Annotated in this window: 22 protein-coding genes; 10 read left to right on the top strand and 12 right to left on the bottom strand. The window is 66.9% G+C overall.

The annotated features are described in order from the left end of the window. Positions 1-20: 20 nt before the first annotated feature. The 3 genes from galE to dapD all read right to left on the bottom strand — a co-directional run bounded on the left by galE (position 21) and on the right by dapD (position 2,959). Complete coding sequence (gene galE / locus LOC60_RS01350; RefSeq protein ID WP_230020967.1) at positions 21-1,037, bottom strand: UDP-glucose 4-epimerase GalE; 1,017 nt, start codon at positions 1,035-1,037, stop codon at positions 21-23. A gap of 61 nt (positions 1,038-1,098) precedes the next feature. Continuing rightward, entirely contained in the window at positions 1,099-1,968 is an 870-nt protein-coding gene (locus LOC60_RS01345) for a hypothetical protein (RefSeq protein ID WP_230020966.1), read from the bottom strand. A gap of 13 nt (positions 1,969-1,981) precedes the next feature. Next, entirely contained in the window at positions 1,982-2,959 is a 978-nt protein-coding gene (gene dapD / locus LOC60_RS01340; protein WP_230020964.1) for a 2,3,4,5-tetrahydropyridine-2,6-dicarboxylate N-succinyltransferase, read from the bottom strand. Positions 2,960-2,992: 33 nt separating this feature from the next. Here dapD and dapE point away from each other — a divergent pair, with 33 nt between their 5' ends. Beyond that, on the top strand, positions 2,993-4,084 hold the full coding sequence (dapE, locus tag LOC60_RS01335) for a succinyl-diaminopimelate desuccinylase (RefSeq protein WP_230020962.1): 1,092 nt from the start codon (positions 2,993-2,995) through the stop codon (positions 4,082-4,084). A gap of 93 nt (positions 4,085-4,177) precedes the next feature. On the opposite strand, the gene LOC60_RS01330 is transcribed toward dapE, so the two are convergent. The 4 genes from LOC60_RS01330 to LOC60_RS01315 form a co-directional block, all read right to left on the bottom strand. Further along, positions 4,178-5,083, bottom strand: coding sequence for an amino acid ABC transporter permease (locus LOC60_RS01330; protein WP_230020960.1), 906 nt, complete (start codon positions 5,081-5,083; stop codon positions 4,178-4,180). Then, entirely contained in the window at positions 5,080-5,757 is a 678-nt protein-coding gene (locus tag LOC60_RS01325; protein ID WP_230020952.1) for an amino acid ABC transporter permease, read from the bottom strand. The genes LOC60_RS01330 and LOC60_RS01325 overlap by 4 nt, the downstream gene beginning before the upstream one ends. Before the next feature lie 85 nt (positions 5,758-5,842). After that, positions 5,843-6,688: a glutamate ABC transporter substrate-binding protein gene (locus LOC60_RS01320; RefSeq protein WP_230020950.1), complete on the bottom strand. Its 846-nt coding sequence runs from the start codon at positions 6,686-6,688 to the stop codon at positions 5,843-5,845. 117 nt (positions 6,689-6,805) lie between these two features. Continuing rightward, on the bottom strand, positions 6,806-7,585 hold the full coding sequence (locus LOC60_RS01315; RefSeq protein WP_230020946.1) for an amino acid ABC transporter ATP-binding protein: 780 nt from the start codon (positions 7,583-7,585) through the stop codon (positions 6,806-6,808). A gap of 147 nt (positions 7,586-7,732) precedes the next feature. On the opposite strand from LOC60_RS01315, the gene LOC60_RS01310 reads away from it, so the two are divergent. The 6 genes from LOC60_RS01310 to LOC60_RS01285 all read left to right on the top strand — a co-directional run bounded on the left by LOC60_RS01310 (position 7,733) and on the right by LOC60_RS01285 (position 12,657). Next, positions 7,733-8,503, top strand: coding sequence for a TIGR00730 family Rossman fold protein (locus LOC60_RS01310; RefSeq protein ID WP_230020945.1), 771 nt, complete (start codon positions 7,733-7,735; stop codon positions 8,501-8,503). Positions 8,504-8,550: 47 nt separating this feature from the next. Beyond that, complete coding sequence (locus LOC60_RS01305; RefSeq protein WP_230020944.1) at positions 8,551-8,895, top strand: DivIVA domain-containing protein; 345 nt, start codon at positions 8,551-8,553, stop codon at positions 8,893-8,895. After that, the gene (locus tag LOC60_RS01300) at positions 8,892-9,470 is read left to right on the top strand and encodes a DNA-3-methyladenine glycosylase I (protein ID WP_230020942.1); all 579 of its coding nucleotides are present in this window, start codon (positions 8,892-8,894) and stop codon (positions 9,468-9,470) included. The genes LOC60_RS01305 and LOC60_RS01300 overlap by 4 nt, the downstream gene beginning before the upstream one ends. Then, entirely contained in the window at positions 9,460-10,695 is a 1,236-nt protein-coding gene (locus tag LOC60_RS01295; RefSeq protein WP_230020941.1) for a hypothetical protein, read from the top strand. The genes LOC60_RS01300 and LOC60_RS01295 overlap by 11 nt, the downstream gene beginning before the upstream one ends. 146 nt (positions 10,696-10,841) lie before the next feature. After that, positions 10,842-11,009, top strand: coding sequence for a DUF3117 domain-containing protein (locus LOC60_RS01290; protein ID WP_146361313.1), 168 nt, complete (start codon positions 10,842-10,844; stop codon positions 11,007-11,009). A 10-nt stretch (positions 11,010-11,019) separates the two neighbouring features. Then, the gene (locus tag LOC60_RS01285; RefSeq protein ID WP_230020939.1) at positions 11,020-12,657 is read left to right on the top strand and encodes a leucyl aminopeptidase family protein; all 1,638 of its coding nucleotides are present in this window, start codon (positions 11,020-11,022) and stop codon (positions 12,655-12,657) included. On the opposite strand, the gene map is transcribed toward LOC60_RS01285, so the two are convergent. Next, the gene (gene map, locus LOC60_RS01280) at positions 12,654-13,439 is read right to left on the bottom strand and encodes a type I methionyl aminopeptidase (RefSeq protein WP_230020938.1); all 786 of its coding nucleotides are present in this window, start codon (positions 13,437-13,439) and stop codon (positions 12,654-12,656) included. The genes LOC60_RS01285 and map overlap by 4 nt on opposite strands. 50 nt (positions 13,440-13,489) lie before the next feature. After that, on the bottom strand, positions 13,490-14,125 hold the full coding sequence (locus LOC60_RS01275; protein ID WP_230020937.1) for an O-methyltransferase: 636 nt from the start codon (positions 14,123-14,125) through the stop codon (positions 13,490-13,492). A gap of 328 nt (positions 14,126-14,453) precedes the next feature. Between LOC60_RS01275 and sigE the strand changes: the two genes are divergently transcribed. The 3 genes from sigE to LOC60_RS01260 are packed head-to-tail and all read left to right on the top strand — an operon-like array spanning position 14,454 to position 16,490. Further along, positions 14,454-15,062 carry an RNA polymerase sigma factor SigE gene (gene sigE / locus LOC60_RS01270; protein WP_230020935.1) on the top strand — a complete coding sequence of 203 codons (609 nt, stop codon included), beginning with the start codon at positions 14,454-14,456 and terminating at the stop codon, positions 15,060-15,062. A 3-nt stretch (positions 15,063-15,065) separates the two neighbouring features. Beyond that, on the top strand, positions 15,066-15,992 hold the full coding sequence (locus LOC60_RS01265) for a zf-HC2 domain-containing protein (protein ID WP_230020933.1): 927 nt from the start codon (positions 15,066-15,068) through the stop codon (positions 15,990-15,992). A gap of 48 nt (positions 15,993-16,040) precedes the next feature. Further along, the gene (locus tag LOC60_RS01260; protein ID WP_230020932.1) at positions 16,041-16,490 is read left to right on the top strand and encodes a Sec-independent protein translocase TatB; all 450 of its coding nucleotides are present in this window, start codon (positions 16,041-16,043) and stop codon (positions 16,488-16,490) included. A gap of 9 nt (positions 16,491-16,499) precedes the next feature. Here the strand turns inward: LOC60_RS01260 and LOC60_RS01255 are convergent, their stop codons facing one another. The 3 genes from LOC60_RS01255 to LOC60_RS01245 are packed head-to-tail and all read right to left on the bottom strand — an operon-like array spanning position 16,500 to position 19,561. Beyond that, complete coding sequence (locus LOC60_RS01255) at positions 16,500-17,690, bottom strand: Mrp/NBP35 family ATP-binding protein (RefSeq protein WP_230020931.1); 1,191 nt, start codon at positions 17,688-17,690, stop codon at positions 16,500-16,502. A gap of 4 nt (positions 17,691-17,694) precedes the next feature. Further along, a complete protein-coding gene (locus tag LOC60_RS01250) occupies positions 17,695-18,282 on the bottom strand; it encodes a DUF1003 domain-containing protein (protein ID WP_230020930.1) in 588 nt (195 codons plus the stop codon). Then, a complete protein-coding gene (locus LOC60_RS01245; RefSeq protein ID WP_230020929.1) occupies positions 18,275-19,561 on the bottom strand; it encodes a magnesium transporter MgtE N-terminal domain-containing protein in 1,287 nt (428 codons plus the stop codon). Before LOC60_RS01245 ends, LOC60_RS01250 begins: the two co-directional genes overlap by 8 nt. Positions 19,562-19,651 lie beyond the last annotated feature (90 nt).

Below are 19,651 nucleotides of genomic sequence, written 5' to 3'. Positions count from 1 at the left end.
GGCAGGTAGGACAGTAATGCCTACTGGGCGGCGTAGCCCTCGGGGTTGTTCTTCTGCCAGCGCCAGTGGTCCTCGCACATGCTTTCCAGCGTGCGTTCGGCACGCCAGCCCAGGTCCGCGTGCGCTGCGGCCGGGTCGGCGTAGCTGACGGCGGCGTCACCCGGGCGGCGGGCGGTGAACTCGTACGGGATCTCCTTGCCGGCGGCGGCCGAGAAAGCGGACAGGACCTCCAGGACGGACGAGCCGTTGCCCGTGCCCAGGTTCCAGCGGTGCACGCCGGGGTGCTCGCCCACGTAATTCAGGGCTGCCAGGTGGCCGGCGGCAAGGTCCAGCACGTGGATGTAATCGCGGACGCCGGTGCCGTCCGGTGTGGGGTAGTCATTGCCGAACACCATGACCTTTTCCCGGCGGCCTACGGCAACCTGGGCGACGAACGGCAGCAGGTTGTTCGGAATGCCGTTCGGGTCCTCGCCGATCCGGCCGGACACGTGGGCGCCGGCGGGGTTGAAGTAGCGCAGCAGGGCAACGTTCCAGCGTTCATCGGCAGCCCCGAGATCGCTGAGGATGTCCTCGATCTGTTCCTTGGTCCGTCCGTACGGGTTCACGGCATCCATGGGGGAGTCCTCGGTCAGGGGAACCTCCTCGGACGCGCCGTAGACGGTCGCTGACGAGCTGAAGACAATGGTCCGGACATTGTGCCGGTCCATCGCGTGCAGCAGGTTGAGCGTGCCGACCACGTTGTTGGTGTAGTAGTACAGCGGCTTCGCTACGGACTCACCCACCGCTTTCAAGCCGGCGAAGTGGATCACGGCGTCGATGGAGTGGGCGCCGAAGACTGTTTCAAGGGCTGCCTCGTCCAGCAGATCCGCCCGAACGAACTCCGCTTTCCGGCCGGCCAGTTCCTGGACCCGCCGCAGGGATTCCTCGCTCGAATTAATCAGGTTGTCCAGGACCACTACGTCATGGCCTGCTTCCAGCAGGGCGAGCGTGGTGTGGGATCCGATATAACCGGTGCCACCGGTGACTAGTATGCGCATGCTCCTAAGCCTAAACGCTTACGCCGCGGGATCCGCAGCGGACGGGTACCTGACCTGCGGATTAATCCGCCGGCAGGGTAAAGGCCGTGACGGCTACCTGTCCGGGAACGGCGTCGGATTCCTCCCAGACGGCGCTGCCCCGATGCCAGGTCCGCCCGTCGAAGGCCACCGACTCGATGCCGAGCGTCTTGGCGTTGGCAACGAACCACTGGGCCACGGACCAGCCGTAGGCACCCTCGACGTCGGCGAGGTAGAGCGGCCCCATCACGGACCCGTTGAGCGGCCCGTAGATTTCCTCGACGGCCGCAGCGCTCAACGCGGGATCGGCGGATTCGGCCGGCGCCCGCAGGGTGCAGGACAGGGCCGCGGGGGTCTGCCCGGTCAGGGCGGACGCGAAGGCCCGGGCCGGACCTTCGTGCTTCGCGTAGGCATCGGGGAAGGCACTGCGCTGGACGGTCTGCGCCGCCTCAGTGATCGGGAGCTCCAGATACCCGGGAACCTGCTCCAGGCCGTTGTAGAAGGCCGTTGCGGCGTAGGCGGGGTCCATGACCTGCTCTTCGCTGCCCCACCCCTGCGAGGGGCGCTGCTGGAAGAGGCCGCGGGAGTCCGGGCCGGCGTCGTCGCCGTAGTCCACGTTGCGCAGCCCGGATTCCTGCAGGGCCGTGGCAAGGGCGATGGAGACGGCGCGCGGCGGCAGCCCGCGGGCCACCGCCACGCCGGAGATGATCGAGGCGTTCCCCGCCTGTTCAAGCGTCAGCCAGTACTCCGCGCCGCCCACGGCGGCCACACAGCGTTCAGTGATCACCGGTGCCTGTTTCTTTCCCGTGAGTGCGGACACTGCGAACAACGCGGCGAACGCGGCCAGGCACAGCACCAGCAGCAGGACCAGCACCCGGAAGCTGCGGGTTTCATGCTGCTGGAGCAGTTGCACGGGGACGGGGCCGCTAGTTCGCGTGCAGCGCGGAATTCAGTTCCACGGTGCGTCCGTTGCGGGGCAGGGCCTCCACCGCGCCGGTGGTGGAATTGCGGCGGAACAGCAGGTTGGGCACGCCGGAGAGCTCAGCGGCCTTCACCAGCCGGGGCTCGCCGCTGTCGAGCACGCTGACCCGGGTTCCGGCCGTTACGTACAGGCCGGCCTCCACCACGCTGTCGTCACCGATGCTGATGCCGACCCCCGAGTTCGCACCCAGCAGGACGCGTTCGCCCAGCGTGATTTTTTCCTTGCCGCCGCCGGAGAGGGTGCCCATGATGGAGGCGCCGCCGCCGACGTCGGTCCCGTCGCCCACCACTACCCCGGCGGAGATGCGGCCTTCGACCATGGAGGTGCCAAGGGTGCCGGCATTGAAGTTGACGAAGCCTTCATGCATGACCGTGGTGCCCTCGGCAAGGTGGGCGCCCAGGCGGACCCGTCCGGCGTCGGCGATGCGGACTCCGGAGGGCAGCACATAGTCGGTCATGCGGGGGAACTTGTCCACGCCGTAGACGGTCACGGTGCCGCGGCTGCGCAGCCGCAGGCGGACGGCCTCGAAGTCCGCCACGGCGCACGGGCCGTGGTTGGTCCAGACCACGTTGGGCAGCGCGGCGAAGATGCCGTCAAGGTTGATGGTGTTTGGCTGGACCAGGCGGGCGGAAAGCAGGTGCAGGCGGAGGTAGGCGTCGGCGGTGTCGGCCGGGGCTGCATCGAGGTCGATCCGGGTGTCGAGAACCTGGCCGTGGGTGCCGCGGATACCGTCGGCCATAGCTTCGGCGGCCGCGTCGAGGTCGCTTTGCAGCGCGGCGTCGGGAGCGGCGTCGCCCAGCAGGGGGCGGGGGAACCAGACATCGAGCACGACGCCGTCGGACGTAACGGTGGCCAGGCCGAGGCCCGAGGCAGTACGGATGTCGGTGGTTTCAGCGGGTGTGGGGGCAGCGCTAACAGTCATGGTCCCCAGTCTACCGAGCGGTACTGTGGGAGGGTGACTGATGCACCTGCGCCCTCCCTGGACCTTGCCGGCGACGTAGCGGACCTGACTGCTGCCCTGATGGACTTCGAGAGCGTTTCCGGTAACGAAACCGCCCTCGCCGACGCCGTCGAAGCGGCCCTCCGTGCCTACCCGCACCTTGAGGTGTCCCGGGACGGGGACTCCGTGGTGGCCCGGACCCGGCTCGGACGCCACGAGCGGGTCATCCTCGCCGGACACCTGGACACCGTGCCGCTGCCGACGGCGCCGGGGGCGCGTGGAACCGTGCCCTCGGCGTGGGACGGCGATGTCCTCTACGGCCGCGGTGCCACGGATATGAAGGGCGGTGTAGCGGTCCAGCTGGCCCTGGCGGCATCGCTCACGGATCCTGCCCGGGACGTCACCTACGTTTTCTACGACCATGAAGAAGTGGACGCCTCGCTGAGCGGGCTTGGGCGGCTGGCCGAAAGCCACGCCGACTGGTTGAAAGCGGACTTCGCGGTCCTGCTGGAACCGACCAACGGCACGGTGGAGGGCGGCTGCAACGGCACCATGCGCTTCCACGCCACCACCACCGGCCGCGCCGCGCACTCCGCCCGCGCCTGGATGGGGGAGAACGCCATCCATTCGGCGGCGGAAATCCTGGTGCGGCTGCGGGACCACTCACCCGCCACGGTGAACGTGGAGGGGCTGGATTTCCGTGAATCCCTGAACGCCGTCCGGATCTGGGGAGGAACGGCCGGCAACGTAATTCCCGACGCCGCCGCCGTCGAAATCAATTACCGCTTTGCTCCGGACAAGAACATTGAGGAAGCGGAAGCCTACGTCCGGGATCTGCTGGCAGGGTTCGACGTCGTCCGTACCGACGCTGCGGCGGGGGCACGCCCGGGACTGAACCTGCCGGCTGCCGCGTCCTTCGTGGCCGCCGTGGGCGCGGAGCCGAAGCCGAAATACGGCTGGACCGACGTCGCACGGTTCAGTGCGCTGGGGATTCCCGCGGTGAACTTCGGCCCGGGGGATGCCCTGCTGGCCCATACCGATGACGAACACGTGTCTGCCGGCGCCATCCGGGAGTGCCTCGCTGCGTTGAAGTCCTGGCTGGGCTAGCTACGGTCAGCAGGGAAGCAGCAGAAAAGGAGGGGACCGGCGGTGCCGGTCCCCTCCTTTTTGGTTAGCTGTCCGTCTTGGTTCCGGGAGCGGCTACGTGGCTGCGCCCTTTGCCGGTGCAGCAGCCGGAACCGGAGCTTCGATACCCTCGGGCTCGATCGTGTCCTCGATCTTCAGCACCTTGCCCGCACGGGCCCCCAGGCGCCGGGAGAGGCGCTGGGCGGCGAAGGTGAGCATCCAGTTGATGGCGATGAAGATCGCGGCGGTGACCAGCAGGGCGGGCAGGATGTTGCCCTCGCCCGAGGCCAGGCGGCGGGCGTACTCCAGCAGTTCCGTGTAGCCGATGAAGGTGCCCAGGGCCGAGTCCTTGAGGATCACCACGAACTGGCTCAGCAGGGCCGGCAGCATGGCTACCAGGGCCTGCGGCATCTCGATGCTGCGCAGCGACTGTCCCGGGGTCAGGCCGATGGCCAGGCCGGCCTCGCGCTGGCCCTTCGGCAGCCCGAAGACGCCGGAGCGGACCAGTTCCGCGATGACGGAACCGTTGTACAGGGTGAGGGATATGACCACCGCGAAGAAGGGCACCTGCCCCGGTTCCACCGAAGTGGACTTGGAGAGGAACTGGTAGAAGAACACCATCATCAGCAGCACGGGAACCGCGCGGAAGAATTCCACCACGATCCCGCAGGCCCAGCTGATCGGCTTGAAGCCGGAGAGCCGGCCGATACCGAAAATCAGGCCGAACAGGATCGAGGTCACCACTGCCACCGCGGCGGCCTTCAAGGTGGAGAGCAGCCCCGGGAGGATATAGAACTCCCACGTTCCCCACTCCAGGAACGGCGTCCACATGGCTGCCTCGAACTGGCCCTTCTCGGCCAGCCCGGAGACTGCCACCCAGAGCAGCGCTGCGATCAGCAGCACACCCAGGATGTTACCGATTCTGATGTTCCGGCGGGTCTTGGGTCCGGGAGCGTCAAACAGGACGTTCTGTGCGCTCATCGTGCGACCGCCAGTTTCTTCGAGGCCCAGGTGGTGAGCAGGCCAATGGGAATAACGATGATGACGTAGCCAAGGGCAAAGGTCAGGAAGATCTGGGTCATCAGGTTGGGGTAGAACTCGATCATTGTTTTCATCGTGCTGGAGGTTTCCACGGCAACGCCCGCCGTTGCGGCCACGGTGGTGTTCTTGACCAGGGCGATCAGTACGTTGCCCATCGGGGCAATGGCACCGCGGAAGGCCTGCGGCATGATGACCAGGCCGGCCGCCGGCAGGAAGCCCAGCCCGATGGCCCGGGCGGCCTCGGCCTGTCCCAGCGGAACGGTGTTAACGCCGCTGCGGATCGCCTCGCAGAAGAACGCCGCGTGGTAGATGGTCAGCGACAGGACGGCCAGACGGAAGAAATTCGTGTTGAAGTCGCTGGACAGGTTGACGTTCAACTGCGACCACAGGGCCAGCGAACCGAACACCATGATGATGGTCAGCGGCGTGTTGCGGAAGATGTTCACGTAGGCGGCACCGAACCACTGCAGGCTGGGGATCGGGGAGATCCGCATCAGTGCCAGGACGGTACCGAGAATCAGCGACCAGAGCGCCGCCCAGAACGCGAGCTGGATATTAACCCAGAAAGCGCCGACGACGTCGTACTGCTCGAAGAGGGCAGTAAAACCCTCCATGTTTCACCTCTTTATGGTGGGAGACGCCCGCAGCGGGGAAGCCGGCAGAGTGCCGGCTTCCCCGCGCAGGGTGGAACGGAATGAACTAGGCGCAGGCATCCGTCTTGGGCGGGTTCAGCTCTGCGTTGAAGGTGTAGTCGACGCCCTCGGTGTTCTTCTTGATGGCTTCGTCCCAGGCACCCTCATCGACCATCTTCGCGATGGCGGTGTTGATGTCTTCACACGTGACGAGTCCTTCTTCCTTCGGCAGGCCGACGCCGTACCGTTCCTCGGAGAAGGTGTTGCCGAGAACCTTGAACTTGCCCTTGTTGGCGTCGGTGGAGGCCAGGCCGGCGAGGATGATGTCGTCGGTGGTGACGGCGTCAATGGAGCCGCCCTGCATGGCGGTCACGCACTCCGCGTAGCTGGGCTGCTCCAGCAGGTTCACGCCGGCGGCGTAGTTGTCCTTGATTTTCTGGGCGGAGGTGGAGCTGCTGACTGAGCAAAGGGTCTTGCCGTCCAGGTCGTCGGGGCCGCTGATGTCGCTGTCGGAAGGAACCAGGAGGTCCTGCCCGGCCACGAAGTACGGACCGGCGAAGGCAATCGTCTCCTTGCGGGTGTCCGTAATGGAGTAGCTCGCGAAGATCATGTCAACCTGGTCATTCTCGAGCATGTTTTCGCGCTGCTGGGAGGGCGTCGAGATGAACTCGATCCGGTCCTCCGGGTAGCCGAGCTCATTGGCCACGTACTTGGCGACGTCGACGTCGAAGCCGGTGTAGGCGTTGCCGTCCTTGAAGCCCACGCCCGGCTGGTCGAACTTGATGCCGATGCGGATCTTCTCGCCGGAGCCTTCGGTGCTGCCGGAATCGGAACCGGAATCGCCGCCGCAGGCGGACAGGGTCAGTGCTGCCACGGCGGCGATGGCCGCTGCGGCATAACGGGTCTTGCGCATGTTTTTCTCCTTGCATTGCGGTCCTCCGCAAAAGCGGAGTTCCTAGCCTCATAAGGGTTGCTGCCTACTGGTGAAACCCCGGTACTGCTGGTGGAGCCGGTAGTGCCTGGAACGGTTCTAGTGCGAGAGGATCTTGCCCAGGAAGTCCTTGGCGCGGTCGCTCTTCGGGTTCGTGAAGAACTCCTCGGGAGTGGCTTCTTCGACAATCTGGCCGTCGGCCATAAAGATCACCCGGTCCGCAGCCTTGCGGGCGAAGCCCATTTCGTGCGTGACCACCACCATGGTCATGCCGTCCTTGGCCAGGCCCACCATGGTGTCCAGCACCTCGTTGATCATTTCCGGATCGAGGGCGGAGGTGGGCTCATCGAAGAGCATGACCTTCGGCTTCATCGCCAGCGCGCGGGCAATGGCTACGCGCTGCTGCTGGCCGCCCGAGAGCTGCGCCGGAAGCTTGTTGGCCTGGTTGGCAACGCCCACGCGCTCAAGCAGTTCCATGGCCAGTTTCTTGGCTTCGGCCGGCTTGGACTTGCGGACCTTGACCGGGCCGAGGGAAACGTTGTCCACGATGGACTTGTGTGCGAAAAGGTTGAAGGACTGGAAGACCATGCCGACGTCGGCGCGCAGCTTGGCAAGAGCCTTGCCTTCGGACGGCAGGACGGCGCCGTCAACGGTGATTTCGCCGTCGTCGATGGTTTCGAGGCGGTTGATTGCACGGCACAGGGTCGACTTGCCGGACCCGGACGGTCCGATTACCACCACTACCTCGCCGCGGGCGATGTCGAGATTGATGTTCTGCAGGACATGGAGGTCCCCGAAATGCTTGTTTACGTTCTTCAGCGAAACAAGCGGTGCAGCGGAATCAGGCACGGATGTACCTGGGGATGTGTCACTGGTCATAGGGAAATCTAACCATTGATTGTTACCGGCGTGTGTCAGGGGCCATCGGGGCGGGTAATTGTGACTTAAGCGCAACCTGTCCTGCGTAATCCCCGGGGAAGCAGCCGACCGCGTTGCCACCGGCTCCATCGCGGATAGCCTAGAGGCATGCCTATCAGTGAAGAGCCCCGTCCCATGCCCTCCGACCTTCCGCGCAAGCGGGGCCCGGTGGAGCTGCGGCGGGGCGCTGCCCTGACCCCGCAGTCGGACCGTTTCCTGCTGGATTCGGCGGACGCCACCCACTTCACGCATACCGACCCCTGGCGGGTCCTGCGGATCCAGAGCGAGTTCGTGGAAGGGTTCGGCACCCTGTCCGAGCTGGGGCCGGCCGTGAGCGTGTTCGGCTCGGCCCGCAGCGTTCCCGGGTCGCGCTATTACAAGCTCGGGGAAGAGGTCGGGCGGCTGCTGGCCGAAGCGGGCCTGGCAGTCATCACCGGGGGAGGGCCCGGCTCCATGGAAGCCGCCAACAAGGGGGCAGTGGGAGCAGACGGCCTGTCCGTGGGCCTCGGCATAGAACTTCCCTTCGAGACCGGCCTGAACGAATGGGTGGATCTGGGGGTCAACTTCCGGTACTTCTTCGTCCGCAAGACCATGTTCGTCAAGTACGCCCAGGGATTCATCGTCCTCCCGGGCGGGTTCGGGACCCTGGATGAGCTGTTCGAAGCCATGACCCTGGTGCAGACGCAGAAGGTCACCTCGTTCCCGATCGTGCTGATCGGCACCGAATTCTGGACACCGCTGCTGGGCTGGATCCGCGAGACGCTTCTCGCCGAGGGAATGGTGGGCGAAGCGGACCTCAAGCTGCTGCACCTGGTGGACGATCCGGCGGACGCAGTGCGGTTGATGATTGCGGACAGCGCAGGACACGTTTCCCCCTAGCCGGCGGACCCCGGGCCCGGACCCGCGGCATCTGGCACCATGGTCCTGTGACACTCCTCCTGGTCTTCCTCGCCATCGCCGTGCTGGGCCTGGCTGCCGTGCTCGGCATCGGGCGGCTGCGCCCGGCTCCCGTCGACGCCGGTGTCCGGACCACGGTCCAGGGCCTGCCCGAGCCGGATCCCCGGCTGCCGCCCGTGCTGCTGCCCGAGCACCCGGAGCCCGGCGATATTTCGCGGCTCCGGTTCTCGGTGGCCCTCCGCGGCTACCGCATGGGCCAGGTGGACGCGGTGCTGGACCGGCTGGCCGAAGCCCTCGCTGAACGCGATGCCCGGATCCGCCAACTCGAAACCGCGGCGGACGGGGAGATCCTGCCCGGCGGAGACGGGAGTTGAGTGCGGTGCCGGGCCCCGACGGACGGCTGCGCTGCGGCTGGGCACTGGCCAGTGCCGACTACCGGCACTATCACGATACGGAGTGGGGGCGTCCGGTCCAGGGCGAGGCAGCACTCTTCGAACGCCTGAGCCTGGAAGCTTTCCAGTCCGGCCTCAGCTGGATCACCATCCTCCGCAAACGCGAGGCGTTCCGCGCGGCGTTCGCCGGGTTCGACCCGCAGGCGGTGGCTGCCTTTGACGATGCGGACCGGGCGCGGCTGTTGTCCGACGCGGCAATAGTGCGCAACGCCGCCAAAATCGATGCCGTGATCAACAATGCCCGTGCACTGATGGAGCTGCCGGAGCATGAAAGCCTCGGCAGCCTGCTGGCCCGGTACCGTGCCCCGGCGGACCGGCCCGCGCCGCAGACCCTCGACGAGGTTCCGGCTTCGACGGCTGAATCCACTGCCCTGGCCGGGGAACTGAAAAAACGCGGCTTCCGGTTTGTCGGACCGATCACCGCCTACGCGATGCTGCAGGCAACCGGCTACGTCAACGACCACCTCGCTTCCTGCTGGGTGCGCCATGGAAACTGAAGCAGTGGAAAGCGCTTCCGGAAACCGGCCGGCAAGGACGGCAGTGAACCGTATCTGCGCGGCAGTGAAGCGGTGGCCGTGGTATCTCCAGGTCCTTGCCCTGTGGCTGGCCGCCCGCCTCTTCTCCTTCGCCGTCTTTGCGGCAGCAGCCCGTTTCCAGCCCGCAGGTCCGTGGTGGGATGCTTCGCCGTCGTACTGGAACTTCATCAACATCTGGGACGCCGAGTGGTATTACCGGATCTTTGCCGACGGCTACCCCGATACCGTGCCGCGCGACGCAGCCGGCAACGCCGTGGAGAACGAATGGGCCTTCTACGCCCTGTTTCCGCTGCTGGTGCGCGGGCTCGACGCCGTTACGGGCCTGGGCTGGAACGTCCTGGCCCCGGTGGTCGCCACGGTTGCCGGTTTTGCCGCTGCTCCCGTCATTTACCGGCTGTTCCGGCTGCGGGCAGGGCAGGGGACCGCGATGTGGGGGCTGCTCTTCGTAGCGGTCTTCCCCGTCTCCCCGATCCTGCAGGTCCCGTACGCCGAGTCGCTGAACCTGCTGCTGCTCGCAGGGGCCCTTTATCTCTTCCTGGCCGGGCGCTACCTCACCGCGGTCCCGGTGGTGGCCCTGATGTGCCTCTCCCGGCCGGTGGGTGTTCCCTTCGCGCTCGCGGTCGGGCTGGTGCTGGCCGTACGGTTCCTGCGCAGGGGCCGGGTGGATTTCCCCGCCGGTGAGGCGTGGCGGCTCGCCGTGCTCACAGCGGCGGCCGGCATCTCCGCGCTGGCCTGGCCGGCCATTGCGTGGGCCTCCACCGGAGAGCTGCGTGCCTACACGGATACGGAGAGCGCCTGGCGCTTCGGGAACCTGGTCCCCTTCAAACCCTGGCTCACCATGTCGGAGCACCTCTTCGGGCCGCTGTTCGGCCCGGCGGCGCTGCTGATACTGGTTCTGGGGGCCGGGTTCTACCTGGCGTCCGGCCCCGTCCGGCGGCTGGGGCTGGAACTGCAGCTGTGGTGTGCAAGCTATCTGCTTTACCTGCTGGTGTTCCTGAATCCGCAGACCAGTACGTTCCGGCTCCTATTGCCGCTTTTTCCGCTGGCACTTTCCACCGCGTGGCTCAGCCGCTCCAGGGCCTACCGGGGGACCGTCGCAGCAGGGTTCGCAGTATTGCAGATTGTCTGGGTGGTTTGGCTCTGGCGGTGGACGGAATTGCCCGGCGGAGGGGACTATCCACCCTAGTTTGTGGCCCGGAACACACGAAATTTCGTTTGCCCGGTACTTGTGCGGAATAATGACAGCAATTGCCGGGCGGATATTTTACTTCCACCGGCAGCGGATTACAGGTGATCCGGGTAAACCGGGCGCTGTGAAAGGGGAATCTCGAAATGGCTGCGATGAAACCACGTACGGGTGATGGGCCCATGGAGGTTACAAAGGAGGGGCGCAGCCTCATTTTGCGGGTGCCGATAGACGGCGGCGGCCGCCTGGTGGTTGAGCTTAATGTGGAGGAAGCCGGCAAGCTGAAGGACTGCCTTCTGGGCGTTACGGGCTAGCCTTTAATTTATGCAGCCTCCGAAGCCAACAGTCCGGACCGGATCCGTTCCGGCATCGCCATACGTCACCGCTTCGCTGCCGGGAGTCACTGCCCTGGCCGCGTTGAATGCACGGACCGGAAAGGCGGAGTCCGGAACCGGGCTGCAGCCCGACCCGGCTGAAGGCGTGGATGTCCTGGCCGTGGCCATGACCCCGGCGCCGGACGGTTCCGGGCGCGAAGACGCCGACGAGGCAGCACATCCGGTTCCTCAGCCGCGGCGCGGTGCCGTTGACGCAGCGCTGCGCTACGGCGTCGACGTCGCTCTGCGTGCCCGCAGCGCCAAGGTTTCGGGCAAGGCGGGTGAGATCCTTGTGATCGAGCCGCCCCGCGACGCTGCGGATCTGCCCGGAAAACTGATTTACGTGGGTGCCGGCGATGAATCCGGCGCCGCGCTGCGGCGTGCCGGTGCTGCACTGGCCCGGGCCACCATGGGCGCAAACCGGGTCCGCGGCAGCGTGGTGGACGGGCTGGAACCGGCAGTCCAGGAGGCCTTCCTGGAAGGCTTCCTGCTCGGCGGCTACCGGCCGCCGCGGGCAGGCGTCACCGCAGCCCCGGCCCCGATTGCGGCACACCTTGAATTGACCGGTCTGGACGCCGGTGCAGCAGCCCGTGCCACGGCGACCGCGGCTGCCGTGTGGATGGCCCGCGACCTGACCAATACACCTGCCGAGACGGCCACGCCGGAGTGGATGGCGGAACAGGCCCGGGGCGTCGCCGCCCGCAGCGGACTCGAGGTGCGGGTCCGTGCCGGGGACGAGCTGCGCGCCGAAGGGTTCGGCGGACTGCTCGCCGTCGGCTCCGGCTCCGAGCATCCGCCGCGTCTGGTCGAAGTCGGCTACCGGCCCGACGGCGGGGACCTGCCGCACGTGGTCCTCGTGGGCAAGGGCATCACGTTTGACTCCGGCGGAATCTCGCTCAAGCCGCGGGACGCCATGATGACCATGAAGACGGACATGGCCGGCGCGGCGGCCGTCCTGGCCGTGGCTGAAGCTGCAGCCGTGTTGAAGCTTCCCGTAAGGGTCACTGCCGTGCTCGCGTTGGCTGAAAACGCCATCGGCGGCGCCTCATACCGGCCGGCCGACGTCGTGACCACCTATAACGGGACCACGGTGGAAGTGGGCAATACCGATGCGGAGGGCCGGATGGTCCTTGCCGACGCGCTGGCCTATGCCGCCGCTGAGCTCGCTCCGGATGTGCTCGTGGACGTCGCCACCCTCACCGGTGCCGCGGCCCTGGGACTGGGAATGCACCACGCGGCACTGTTCAGCAACGCCCCGGGGCTGCTCGCCCGGCTGGAGGCAGCGGGGGAGAGCTCCGGCGACGCCGTGTGGCAGCTGCCGCTGGTGGAAGAGTACGGCTTTGTGCTGGACTCCGACATTGCCGATGTTTCCCATATTGCGCCGGTCAAGGCGAAGTTCGGTGCCGGAGCGGTTGTTGCCGCCCTGTTCCTGGAGAAATTCACCGGCGGCGTCCCGTGGGCGCATGTCGATATTGCCGGACCCGCACGCGCCAACAAGGACAACGGCGAACTCACCAAGGGAGCCACCGGTTTCGGGGTGCGGCTGTTGCTGTCCTATCTTGCCGGTCTGGGGCGGACCGCCGACTAGGGACGCGGGCCCTGCTTAGGCAGGGTGAGGATTTCAGCGCCGTCGGCCGTGACGGCGATCGTGTGCTCGCTGTGCGCCGTTCGGCAGCCTGTGGCGCTGCGCAGGGTCCAGCCGTCGGCGTCGGTCACCAGCTTTGCGGTGTCGGCCATGACCCATGGTTCCAGGGCCAGCAGGAGCCCGGGCTGCAGCTTATAGCCGCGGCCCGGCCGGCCGCTGTTCGCAATATGGGGGTCCTGGTGCATCGTAGAGCCGACGCCGTGCCCGCCGAACTCGGTGTTGACCGGATACCCGGCGTCGGTGAGGACCGACCCGATGGCGGCGGAAATGTCACCGATCCTGGCTCCGGGACGGGCCGCGGCTATTCCGGCGGCCAGCGCGCGCTCGGTTGCGGTGATCATCGCGGTGCTCTCCGGGGAGGCATTGTTACCCACGGTGAAGCTGATGGCCGAGTCGGCAACCATTCCGCCGAGGGATACGGCGAGGTCCAGTGTCAGCAGGTCGCCGTCGGCCAGTGCGTAGTCGTGCGGCAGTCCGTGAAGCACGGCGTCGTTCACGGATGTGCAGATGTAGTGGCCGAACGGCCCCCGGCCGAAGGACGGCGCATAGTCGACGTAACAGGACTTGGCGCCGGCCTCGAGGATCAGGGTCCTGGCCCACCGGTCGATGTCCAGCAGGTTGGTTCCCACCGTGCTGCGGCCCTTTATGGTCTGCAGGATGTCTGCGACCAGGGCGCCTGTTTTCCTGGCCCGGGACAGCTCGGCGGGGCTGAGGATCTCGATCATGTGGCGCCTTTCCTGGGAGCCCTGGGTGCGGCCCGCTCTGGTGAGGTTGGCTAAGCGGTCTTCACAGCCAGCAGCAGGCCGTCACCGGTGGGCAGCAGTGCGGACGCGAGGTCTTCGTTGTCCCGGATGGCCTTGCCCACCTTGCGCATGGTGTTGGTGGTTGCTTCGCGGACGGCCGGGTCCGCAACCTTGCCGTGGTCAAGTGCGTCATTGACCACCAGCAGCCCGCCGCGCTTGAGCAGGCGTACCGCCTGGTTCACGTAGAGCGGGAAGGACGGTTTGTCAGCATCGATGAACACCATGTCGTAGGCGGCGTCCGTGAGGCGCGGGAGCACCTCGGCGGCGCGTCCGGAGATGGTGCGGGTGCGGTTGCCCGGTATGCCGGCTTCCGCATAGGCCTCGCGGGCCGCCCGGAGGTGGTCGACGTCGGAATCGATGGTGGTCAGGACCGCGTTGCGGCCGAGGCCGCGCAGCAGGCAGACACCCGAAACCCCCGCGCCGGTGCCGACCTCCACCACCGTGGTGGCCTTGCTGGCTGCGGCCAGGACGGTCAACGCCGCGCCTACGCCGCTGGAGACGGCGCTGACGCCCAATTCATAGGACCGTTCACGCGCGCGGATCAGCACCTCATCCTCGGTAGGCAGGGCCTCCGTGTAGGACCAACTGGTCTGCTTGTCGGCGCGCATGCGTTTTCACTTTCGGTCCGGAGGAATTCCTGCTTTGACAAGCTTAAGGCCACGGAAGGCATAACCGGGTACGCACTGCCGCGGTACCTGGTTCCGGAACTAAAGGGGCACCGCTTAAGGGGTGCTATTGATGGGGTGCTAACAGCCAACTCCCAGATTGGTGCGTGACCATTGTTAATCAGTAATGCACGGCCCCCACCGCCGCATTCCGGGCCCGTCAGTGCAGTCCCGGTATTTGCCGACGTCCCCCGGCTTCCGCTTCCAATGCGGGAAAGGGGACCCCTGGAAAATTCGAATGGCGCGCAGGTTGGAAGGAAGGAGGAAGACTATGGCAACGACGCCGGACACAGCAGCCCCGGACATGGGTGCGGAGTGGGTGCGTCCCACTTGGGAGGAAGTAGTCCAGGCGCACTCGGCGAAGGTATACCGGCTGGCCTATCGGCTGACCGGCAACAAGCACGACGCCGAGGACCTGACCCAGGAAGTCTTCGTCCGGGTCTTCCGCTCACTGGCCAATTTCCAGCCGGGCACCCTCGACGGCTGGCTGCACCGCATCACGACCAACCTTTTCCTGGACCAGGCTCGACGCCGCAGCCGGATCCGTTTTGACGGCATGACCGAGGAAGCCTCGAGCAAGCTGCCCAGCAACGGTCCCGGCCCGGAGCGGAGCTTCGAATTCAACAATCTCGACGTGGACATTGCCCGCGCCTTGGAAGAGCTGCCGCCGGACTTCCGCGCCGCCGTCGTCCTCTGTGACCTGGAAGGTCTCTCCTACGATGAAGTTGCCCGCGTATTGGACGTCAAGCTGGGCACCGTCCGCTCCCGGATCCACCGTGGCCGGGCAATGCTGAAGGAGAAGCTCGCACACCGGGATCCGCAGCAGCAACCGGCTGCCCGCCCCCGGCTCAAACTGCCCCGAGTCGCGGGAGCCAGCTGAATAGTGCGACACCCCACCCGGCATCTGCACGACTACATCGACGGCGAAACGACCCCCCGGCGCCGGCAGGCCATCGAGGCGCATCTTTCCCGCTGTGCCTGCTGCCGTGCTGCCGTAGCCGAAGAGCGCCGGCTGCGCAGCCGCCTGCGTTCGGCCCGGGTACCCGACGCCGGCCCGGAACTGTCCGCACGGCTGCGGTACGTGGCGGCCGCGCAGTCCGGCTGCCCGGAATCCGGCGGCCCTCTGCCCGAGCAGCCGCAAAAGGTCCTTGACCGGCGCAGCCACGCCCTTGCCGCAGCCGGAGCGGTCGCCGCGGCGGGTGCCGTGCTGCTCGGCGGCGCCTATTACGCGGGAAGCATCCTGGAGGTTCCGGCGCAGACGGGCGCGCGTGCTGCCATGGCTGCCGGGTGGGACGAAGTTGCCGGAGGCGGCAGCCTCGGAGCGGATCAGCTGCAGCTGCTGCGTGCGCACGGGTGGACCTGCCCGGAACTGGCTGACCTGGGATTGAAGCTGGAGTCCGCCCGTTCCCTCCGGGTGCAGGGGCGTCCCGCCGTGGAAATGACCTTCACCGCAGACGGGGAACGCATCCGGCTCGTGGAACAGCATCCGCTCCCGGGAGAGGACAACCAGCCCGTGATTAACGCCGTCACCGGCCGGCCCGTATCGGAAGACGGGTTCTCCGTGGCGGGGCCGCAGACCGGGCCCGCGGTGTTCGGTTCGGACGAGCACCCCGGCCAGCAGGTCGTGGCCGCAGGCAGCGTCACGTACACCTTTGAATCCAGCCTGCCGGAGAAGTCGTTGCCGCGGGCAGTCGAGGAGCTTTCCCTGCTCGAATCGGCCCGCCTTGCCCGCGTCGGCGCCGATCCGGAGCCGATGGAGCGTATCGTCCGCGGTCTTGCCATGTTCACGCGCACCGGCTGGAGCCTCTAGGGTGCCCGCAAGTGGCTCCCCGCTCCCGGGAAAAGGTAGTCTTCAAGAGTGGTAGGAATCAACGGTTACGAGTTCATCCTTCTGGCAATAATCGCCGTGGTGATACTGGGTCCCGAACGCCTGCCCGAATACGCTTCGCAGCTGGCCCGCCTCGTGCGGGAAGTGCGGCGGATGGCCTCCGGGGCGCGTGAGCAACTGCGCGAAGAAGTAGGCCCGGAGATCGACGAGGTGGACTGGCGGAAGCTGGATCCACGGCAGTATGACCCGCGGCGGATCATCAAGGAAGCGCTGGTGGACGATTTCGACGACGCCGCCAAGGCCGCGAGCGGACGGCCCGCAACGGCGCCCGCTCCCCGGGTTCAGGCCGCCCAGTCTTCCACTGCATCCTCCACTGCGCCGTCGCCGGGGGCGGCACCCGCGTCCCGGCCGCCTGCGGTGAAACCGCTGGAACGCCTCGCCGCGGGCCAGCCGGCCCCGTTCGACGTCGAAGCCACCTAGCAGGGCGCCTTAGACCGGGCTGACCCCGAGGCTGCGTCCGGCAAGGCCACGCGGCCGGTGTGCCAGCTCCCGGGCAATCCGGCGTAGTTCGGCAGCGGCCGTATCTCCGGCTTCCCCCGTGTTTTCCGCAGCGCCGTCAATAGCTGCCGCCCCGGCCGCGTCGGCGAGGACGACCGGAAGGCCGCCGTCGCCGCCTTCGCGGAGGGCGACATCGAGCGGGATGCTGCCCAGCAGCGGAACCGGATAGCCCAGGGTGTCGCCGAGCCGGCCGGACACCGCAGCGCCTCCGCCGGAACCGAACACCTCCAGGCGTTCCCCGCCGGGCAGTACCAGCCAGGACATATTCTCAATCACGCCGGTGACTTTCTGCCCGGTCTGCCGGGCAACGCTGCCGGCGCGTTCGGCAACGTCCGCTGCGGCGCTCTGCGGAGTGGTGACGAGCAGGATCTCGGACCCCGGCAGGAGCTGCCCTACGGAAATGGCGATATCCCCGGTGCCGGGAGGAAGGTCCAGGAACAGGACGTCCAGGTCCCCGAAGTACACGTCGGTCAGGAACTGCTCCAGCGCGCGGTGGAGCATGGGTCCGCGCCAGGCCACCGGCTGGTTGCCGTCCACGAACATGCCGATCGAGATGGTCTTGATGCCGTAGGCCACCGGCGGCAGGATCATCTCGTCCACGCGGGTGGGCGGCCGGGTGATGCCCAGGAGTCCGGGGACGGAGAACCCGTGCACATCGGCGTCGACAATGCCCACGCGCAGTCCAAGCGATGCCATGGCCGCTGCGAGGTTGACGGTGACGCTGGACTTGCCGACGCCGCCCTTGCCGCTGGCCACGGCATACACGCGGGTCAGCGAATCGGGGCGGTTGAAGGGGATGGTCCGCACCGGGTCCCCGCCGCGCAGCCGGTCCTTGAGCGCATTGCGCTGCTCCGGGGTCATCACGTCAAGGAACACGCTGACGGCGTTTACTCCCGGCACCGCGGCAAGCGCACGCTCGACGTCGGCGGTGATGGTGTCGCGCAGCGGACAGCCGGCGATAGTCAGCAGCACATCCACTGCCACCCCGCCGCCGGCATCTACGCGCACGTCCTTGAGCATCCCGAGTTCGGTGATGGGGCGGCGCAGTTCGGGGTCCTGGACAGTGTCCAGGGCGCGGAGCACCTGCGCTTCCAGGGGGGAAGCCGGTTCGGATACTGGCACGGCTCTAGCGTTCCCTCCCGCCGGGATTCAGTTTCGGCATGCTGTCGGTTCCCTCGGGGCTGCGGCGGCGGCGCCGCGTCCCGCCGTCCTCGCCGTCATTGGCTTCGAGGAGTTCCTCCAGCAGGCCGCGGATTTCGGACCGGACATAGTCGCGGGTGGCAACCTCACGGAGAGCGATCCGCAGTTCGGCGATTTCCCGGGTGAGGTATTCGGTGTCCATGAGGTTGCGTTCGGCGCGTTCGCGGTCCTGGCGGACGGAGACGCGGTCCCGGTCATCCTGCCGGTTCTGCGCCAGCAGCAGCAGGGGAGCGGCATAGGAGGCCTGCAGCGAGAGCATAAGCGTCAGGACGGTGAAGCCCAGGGCGGCACTGTCAAAGCGGGCGGACTCCGGTCCCCAGGTATTCCAGGCAAGCCACACGAGGCAGAAGACCGTCATATAGACCAGGAACTGCGGGGTGCCCATAAACCGGGCGAAGTTCTCCGTGGCATGGCCGAATGCGTCCGGGTTCGGGGAGAGCCGCGGCAGCCATCGGGTCCGTGCAGAGCGGGGAGTGTCGAGGCCGGTGGTTGTTGACTTGATTTTTTCAGCCATTTGTCCTTCCCTGCTGCGGTAGGGGGCCGGTTTCGTCGGAGACGCGCCAGTCGTCCGGCAACAGGTGGTCCAGTACGTCGTCCACTGTTACCGCACCCACCAGGCGTCCGGCGTCGTTGACAACCGGCAGCGAGTTCAAGTTGTAGGTGGCCAGCATCCTCGATACTTCGCTGATGGTGGCGTGGTCCCGGACCGGTTCCAGGTCCGTGTCCAGGATGTTGCCCAGTGCCTCAGGCGGTGCCGAGCGCAGCAGCTGCTGGATGTGCACCACGCCGAGGTATTTGCCCGTGGGCGTCTCCAGCGGCGGCCGGCAGACATAGATGGAGGAGGCCAGGGCCGGGGTGAGCTCTTCCCGGCGCACATGTGCCAGTGCCTCGGCCACAGCGGCCTCGGGCGGCAGGATGACCGGCACGGGGGTCATCAGCGACCCGGCGGTGTCTTCCTCGTAGTTCAGCAGGCGCCGGACGTCCCGGGCGTCCTCAGGCTCCATCAGGGCCAGGAGCTCTTCCTTCTGCTCCTCGGGCAGTTCGTTGAGGAGGTCCGCGGCGTCGTCGGGGTCCATTTCCTCCAGCACGTCGGCGGCGCGTTCCACGTCCAGGGACTGCAGGATCTGGACCTGGTCGTCGTCGGGCAGTTCCTGCAGGACGTCCGCCAGGCGTTCGTCCTGCAGTTCGCTGGCCACTTCGATCCGGCGCTTGCCGCTCATCTCGTGCAGCGCGTCGGCGAAGTCCGCGGCCTTGAGGTCGTCATTCTGGGCGACGAAGGACGTGGCGGCCTGCGGGCCCGTGGCGTCCCAGTGCGCAATGTCCTTCCAGTCCAGGATGATCTGTTCGCCCCGCCGGCGCAGGGAACGCAGGCGGGAGGCAGCGCCGCCCCGGCGGACGAAGAGGTTGGAAACGTACCAGTCCCCGGCGCGGTTCTGCTCAATGGCAATGTCTTCAATCGTCGCTTCGCCGCTGCCGTCGCGCAGCTGTACCCGGCGGTCGAAGAGTTCCGCGACCACCAGCATTTCGGCGCCGCGCTGTTCGAAGCGGCGCAGGTTGACGAGGCCGGTGCAGATGATCTGCCCGGGGTCCATGGAGGTGATTCGGGTGAGGGGGACGAAAACCCGCTTCTTGCCGGGAACCTCCACCACAATGCCCACGGCCTGGGGCGGGAGGCCCGGACCGCGGTCAAGCACGACCGCATCGCGCAGCCGACCAAGACGGTCGCCCAGCGGGTCGAAGACATCAAGGCCGAGCAGGCGCGCAATAAAGACACGGGTAGGATTTGTGCTCACGTTCTTAGGCTACTTTGTGCCCGCCGCTAACGCCGTATTAAGGAGTACGCGGAGGTCAGTCCGTTCACTGCCAGCGATACGTTCACCGCT

Origin of the sequence: Arthrobacter sp. zg-Y769 (assembly GCF_020907405.1) — a bacterium.
Lineage (GTDB): Bacteria > Actinomycetota > Actinomycetes > Actinomycetales > Micrococcaceae > Arthrobacter_B.
The sequence above is the reverse complement of the archived record's forward strand: the minus strand, read 5'-3'. Positions and strand labels throughout refer to the sequence as shown.

Bases quoted from the DNA above. Each gene is read 5' to 3' on its own strand.
- galE (WP_230020967.1), bottom strand. From the start codon at position 1,037: ATGCGCATACTAGTCACCGGTGGCACCGGTTATATCGGATCCCACACC.
- dapD (WP_230020964.1), bottom strand. From the start codon at position 2,959: ATGACTGTTAGCGCTGCCCCCACACCCGCTGAAACCACCGACATCCGT.
- LOC60_RS01330 (WP_230020960.1), bottom strand. From the start codon at position 5,083: ATGAGCGCACAGAACGTCCTGTTTGACGCTCCCGGACCCAAGACCCGC.
- LOC60_RS01325 (WP_230020952.1), bottom strand. From the start codon at position 5,757: ATGGAGGGTTTTACTGCCCTCTTCGAGCAGTACGACGTCGTCGGCGCT.
- LOC60_RS01320 (WP_230020950.1), bottom strand. From the start codon at position 6,688: ATGCGCAAGACCCGTTATGCCGCAGCGGCCATCGCCGCCGTGGCAGCA.
- LOC60_RS01315 (WP_230020946.1), bottom strand. From the start codon at position 7,585: ATGACCAGTGACACATCCCCAGGTACATCCGTGCCTGATTCCGCTGCA.
- LOC60_RS01310 (WP_230020945.1), top strand. From the start codon at position 7,733: ATGCCTATCAGTGAAGAGCCCCGTCCCATGCCCTCCGACCTTCCGCGC.
- LOC60_RS01295 (WP_230020941.1), top strand. From the start codon at position 9,460: ATGGAAACTGAAGCAGTGGAAAGCGCTTCCGGAAACCGGCCGGCAAGG.
- LOC60_RS01290 (WP_146361313.1), top strand. From the start codon at position 10,842: ATGGCTGCGATGAAACCACGTACGGGTGATGGGCCCATGGAGGTTACA.
- LOC60_RS01285 (WP_230020939.1), top strand. From the start codon at position 11,020: ATGCAGCCTCCGAAGCCAACAGTCCGGACCGGATCCGTTCCGGCATCG.
- map (WP_230020938.1), bottom strand. From the start codon at position 13,439: ATGATCGAGATCCTCAGCCCCGCCGAGCTGTCCCGGGCCAGGAAAACA.
- LOC60_RS01275 (WP_230020937.1), bottom strand. From the start codon at position 14,125: ATGCGCGCCGACAAGCAGACCAGTTGGTCCTACACGGAGGCCCTGCCT.
- sigE (WP_230020935.1), top strand. From the start codon at position 14,454: ATGGCAACGACGCCGGACACAGCAGCCCCGGACATGGGTGCGGAGTGG.
- LOC60_RS01250 (WP_230020930.1), bottom strand. From the start codon at position 18,282: ATGGCTGAAAAAATCAAGTCAACAACCACCGGCCTCGACACTCCCCGC.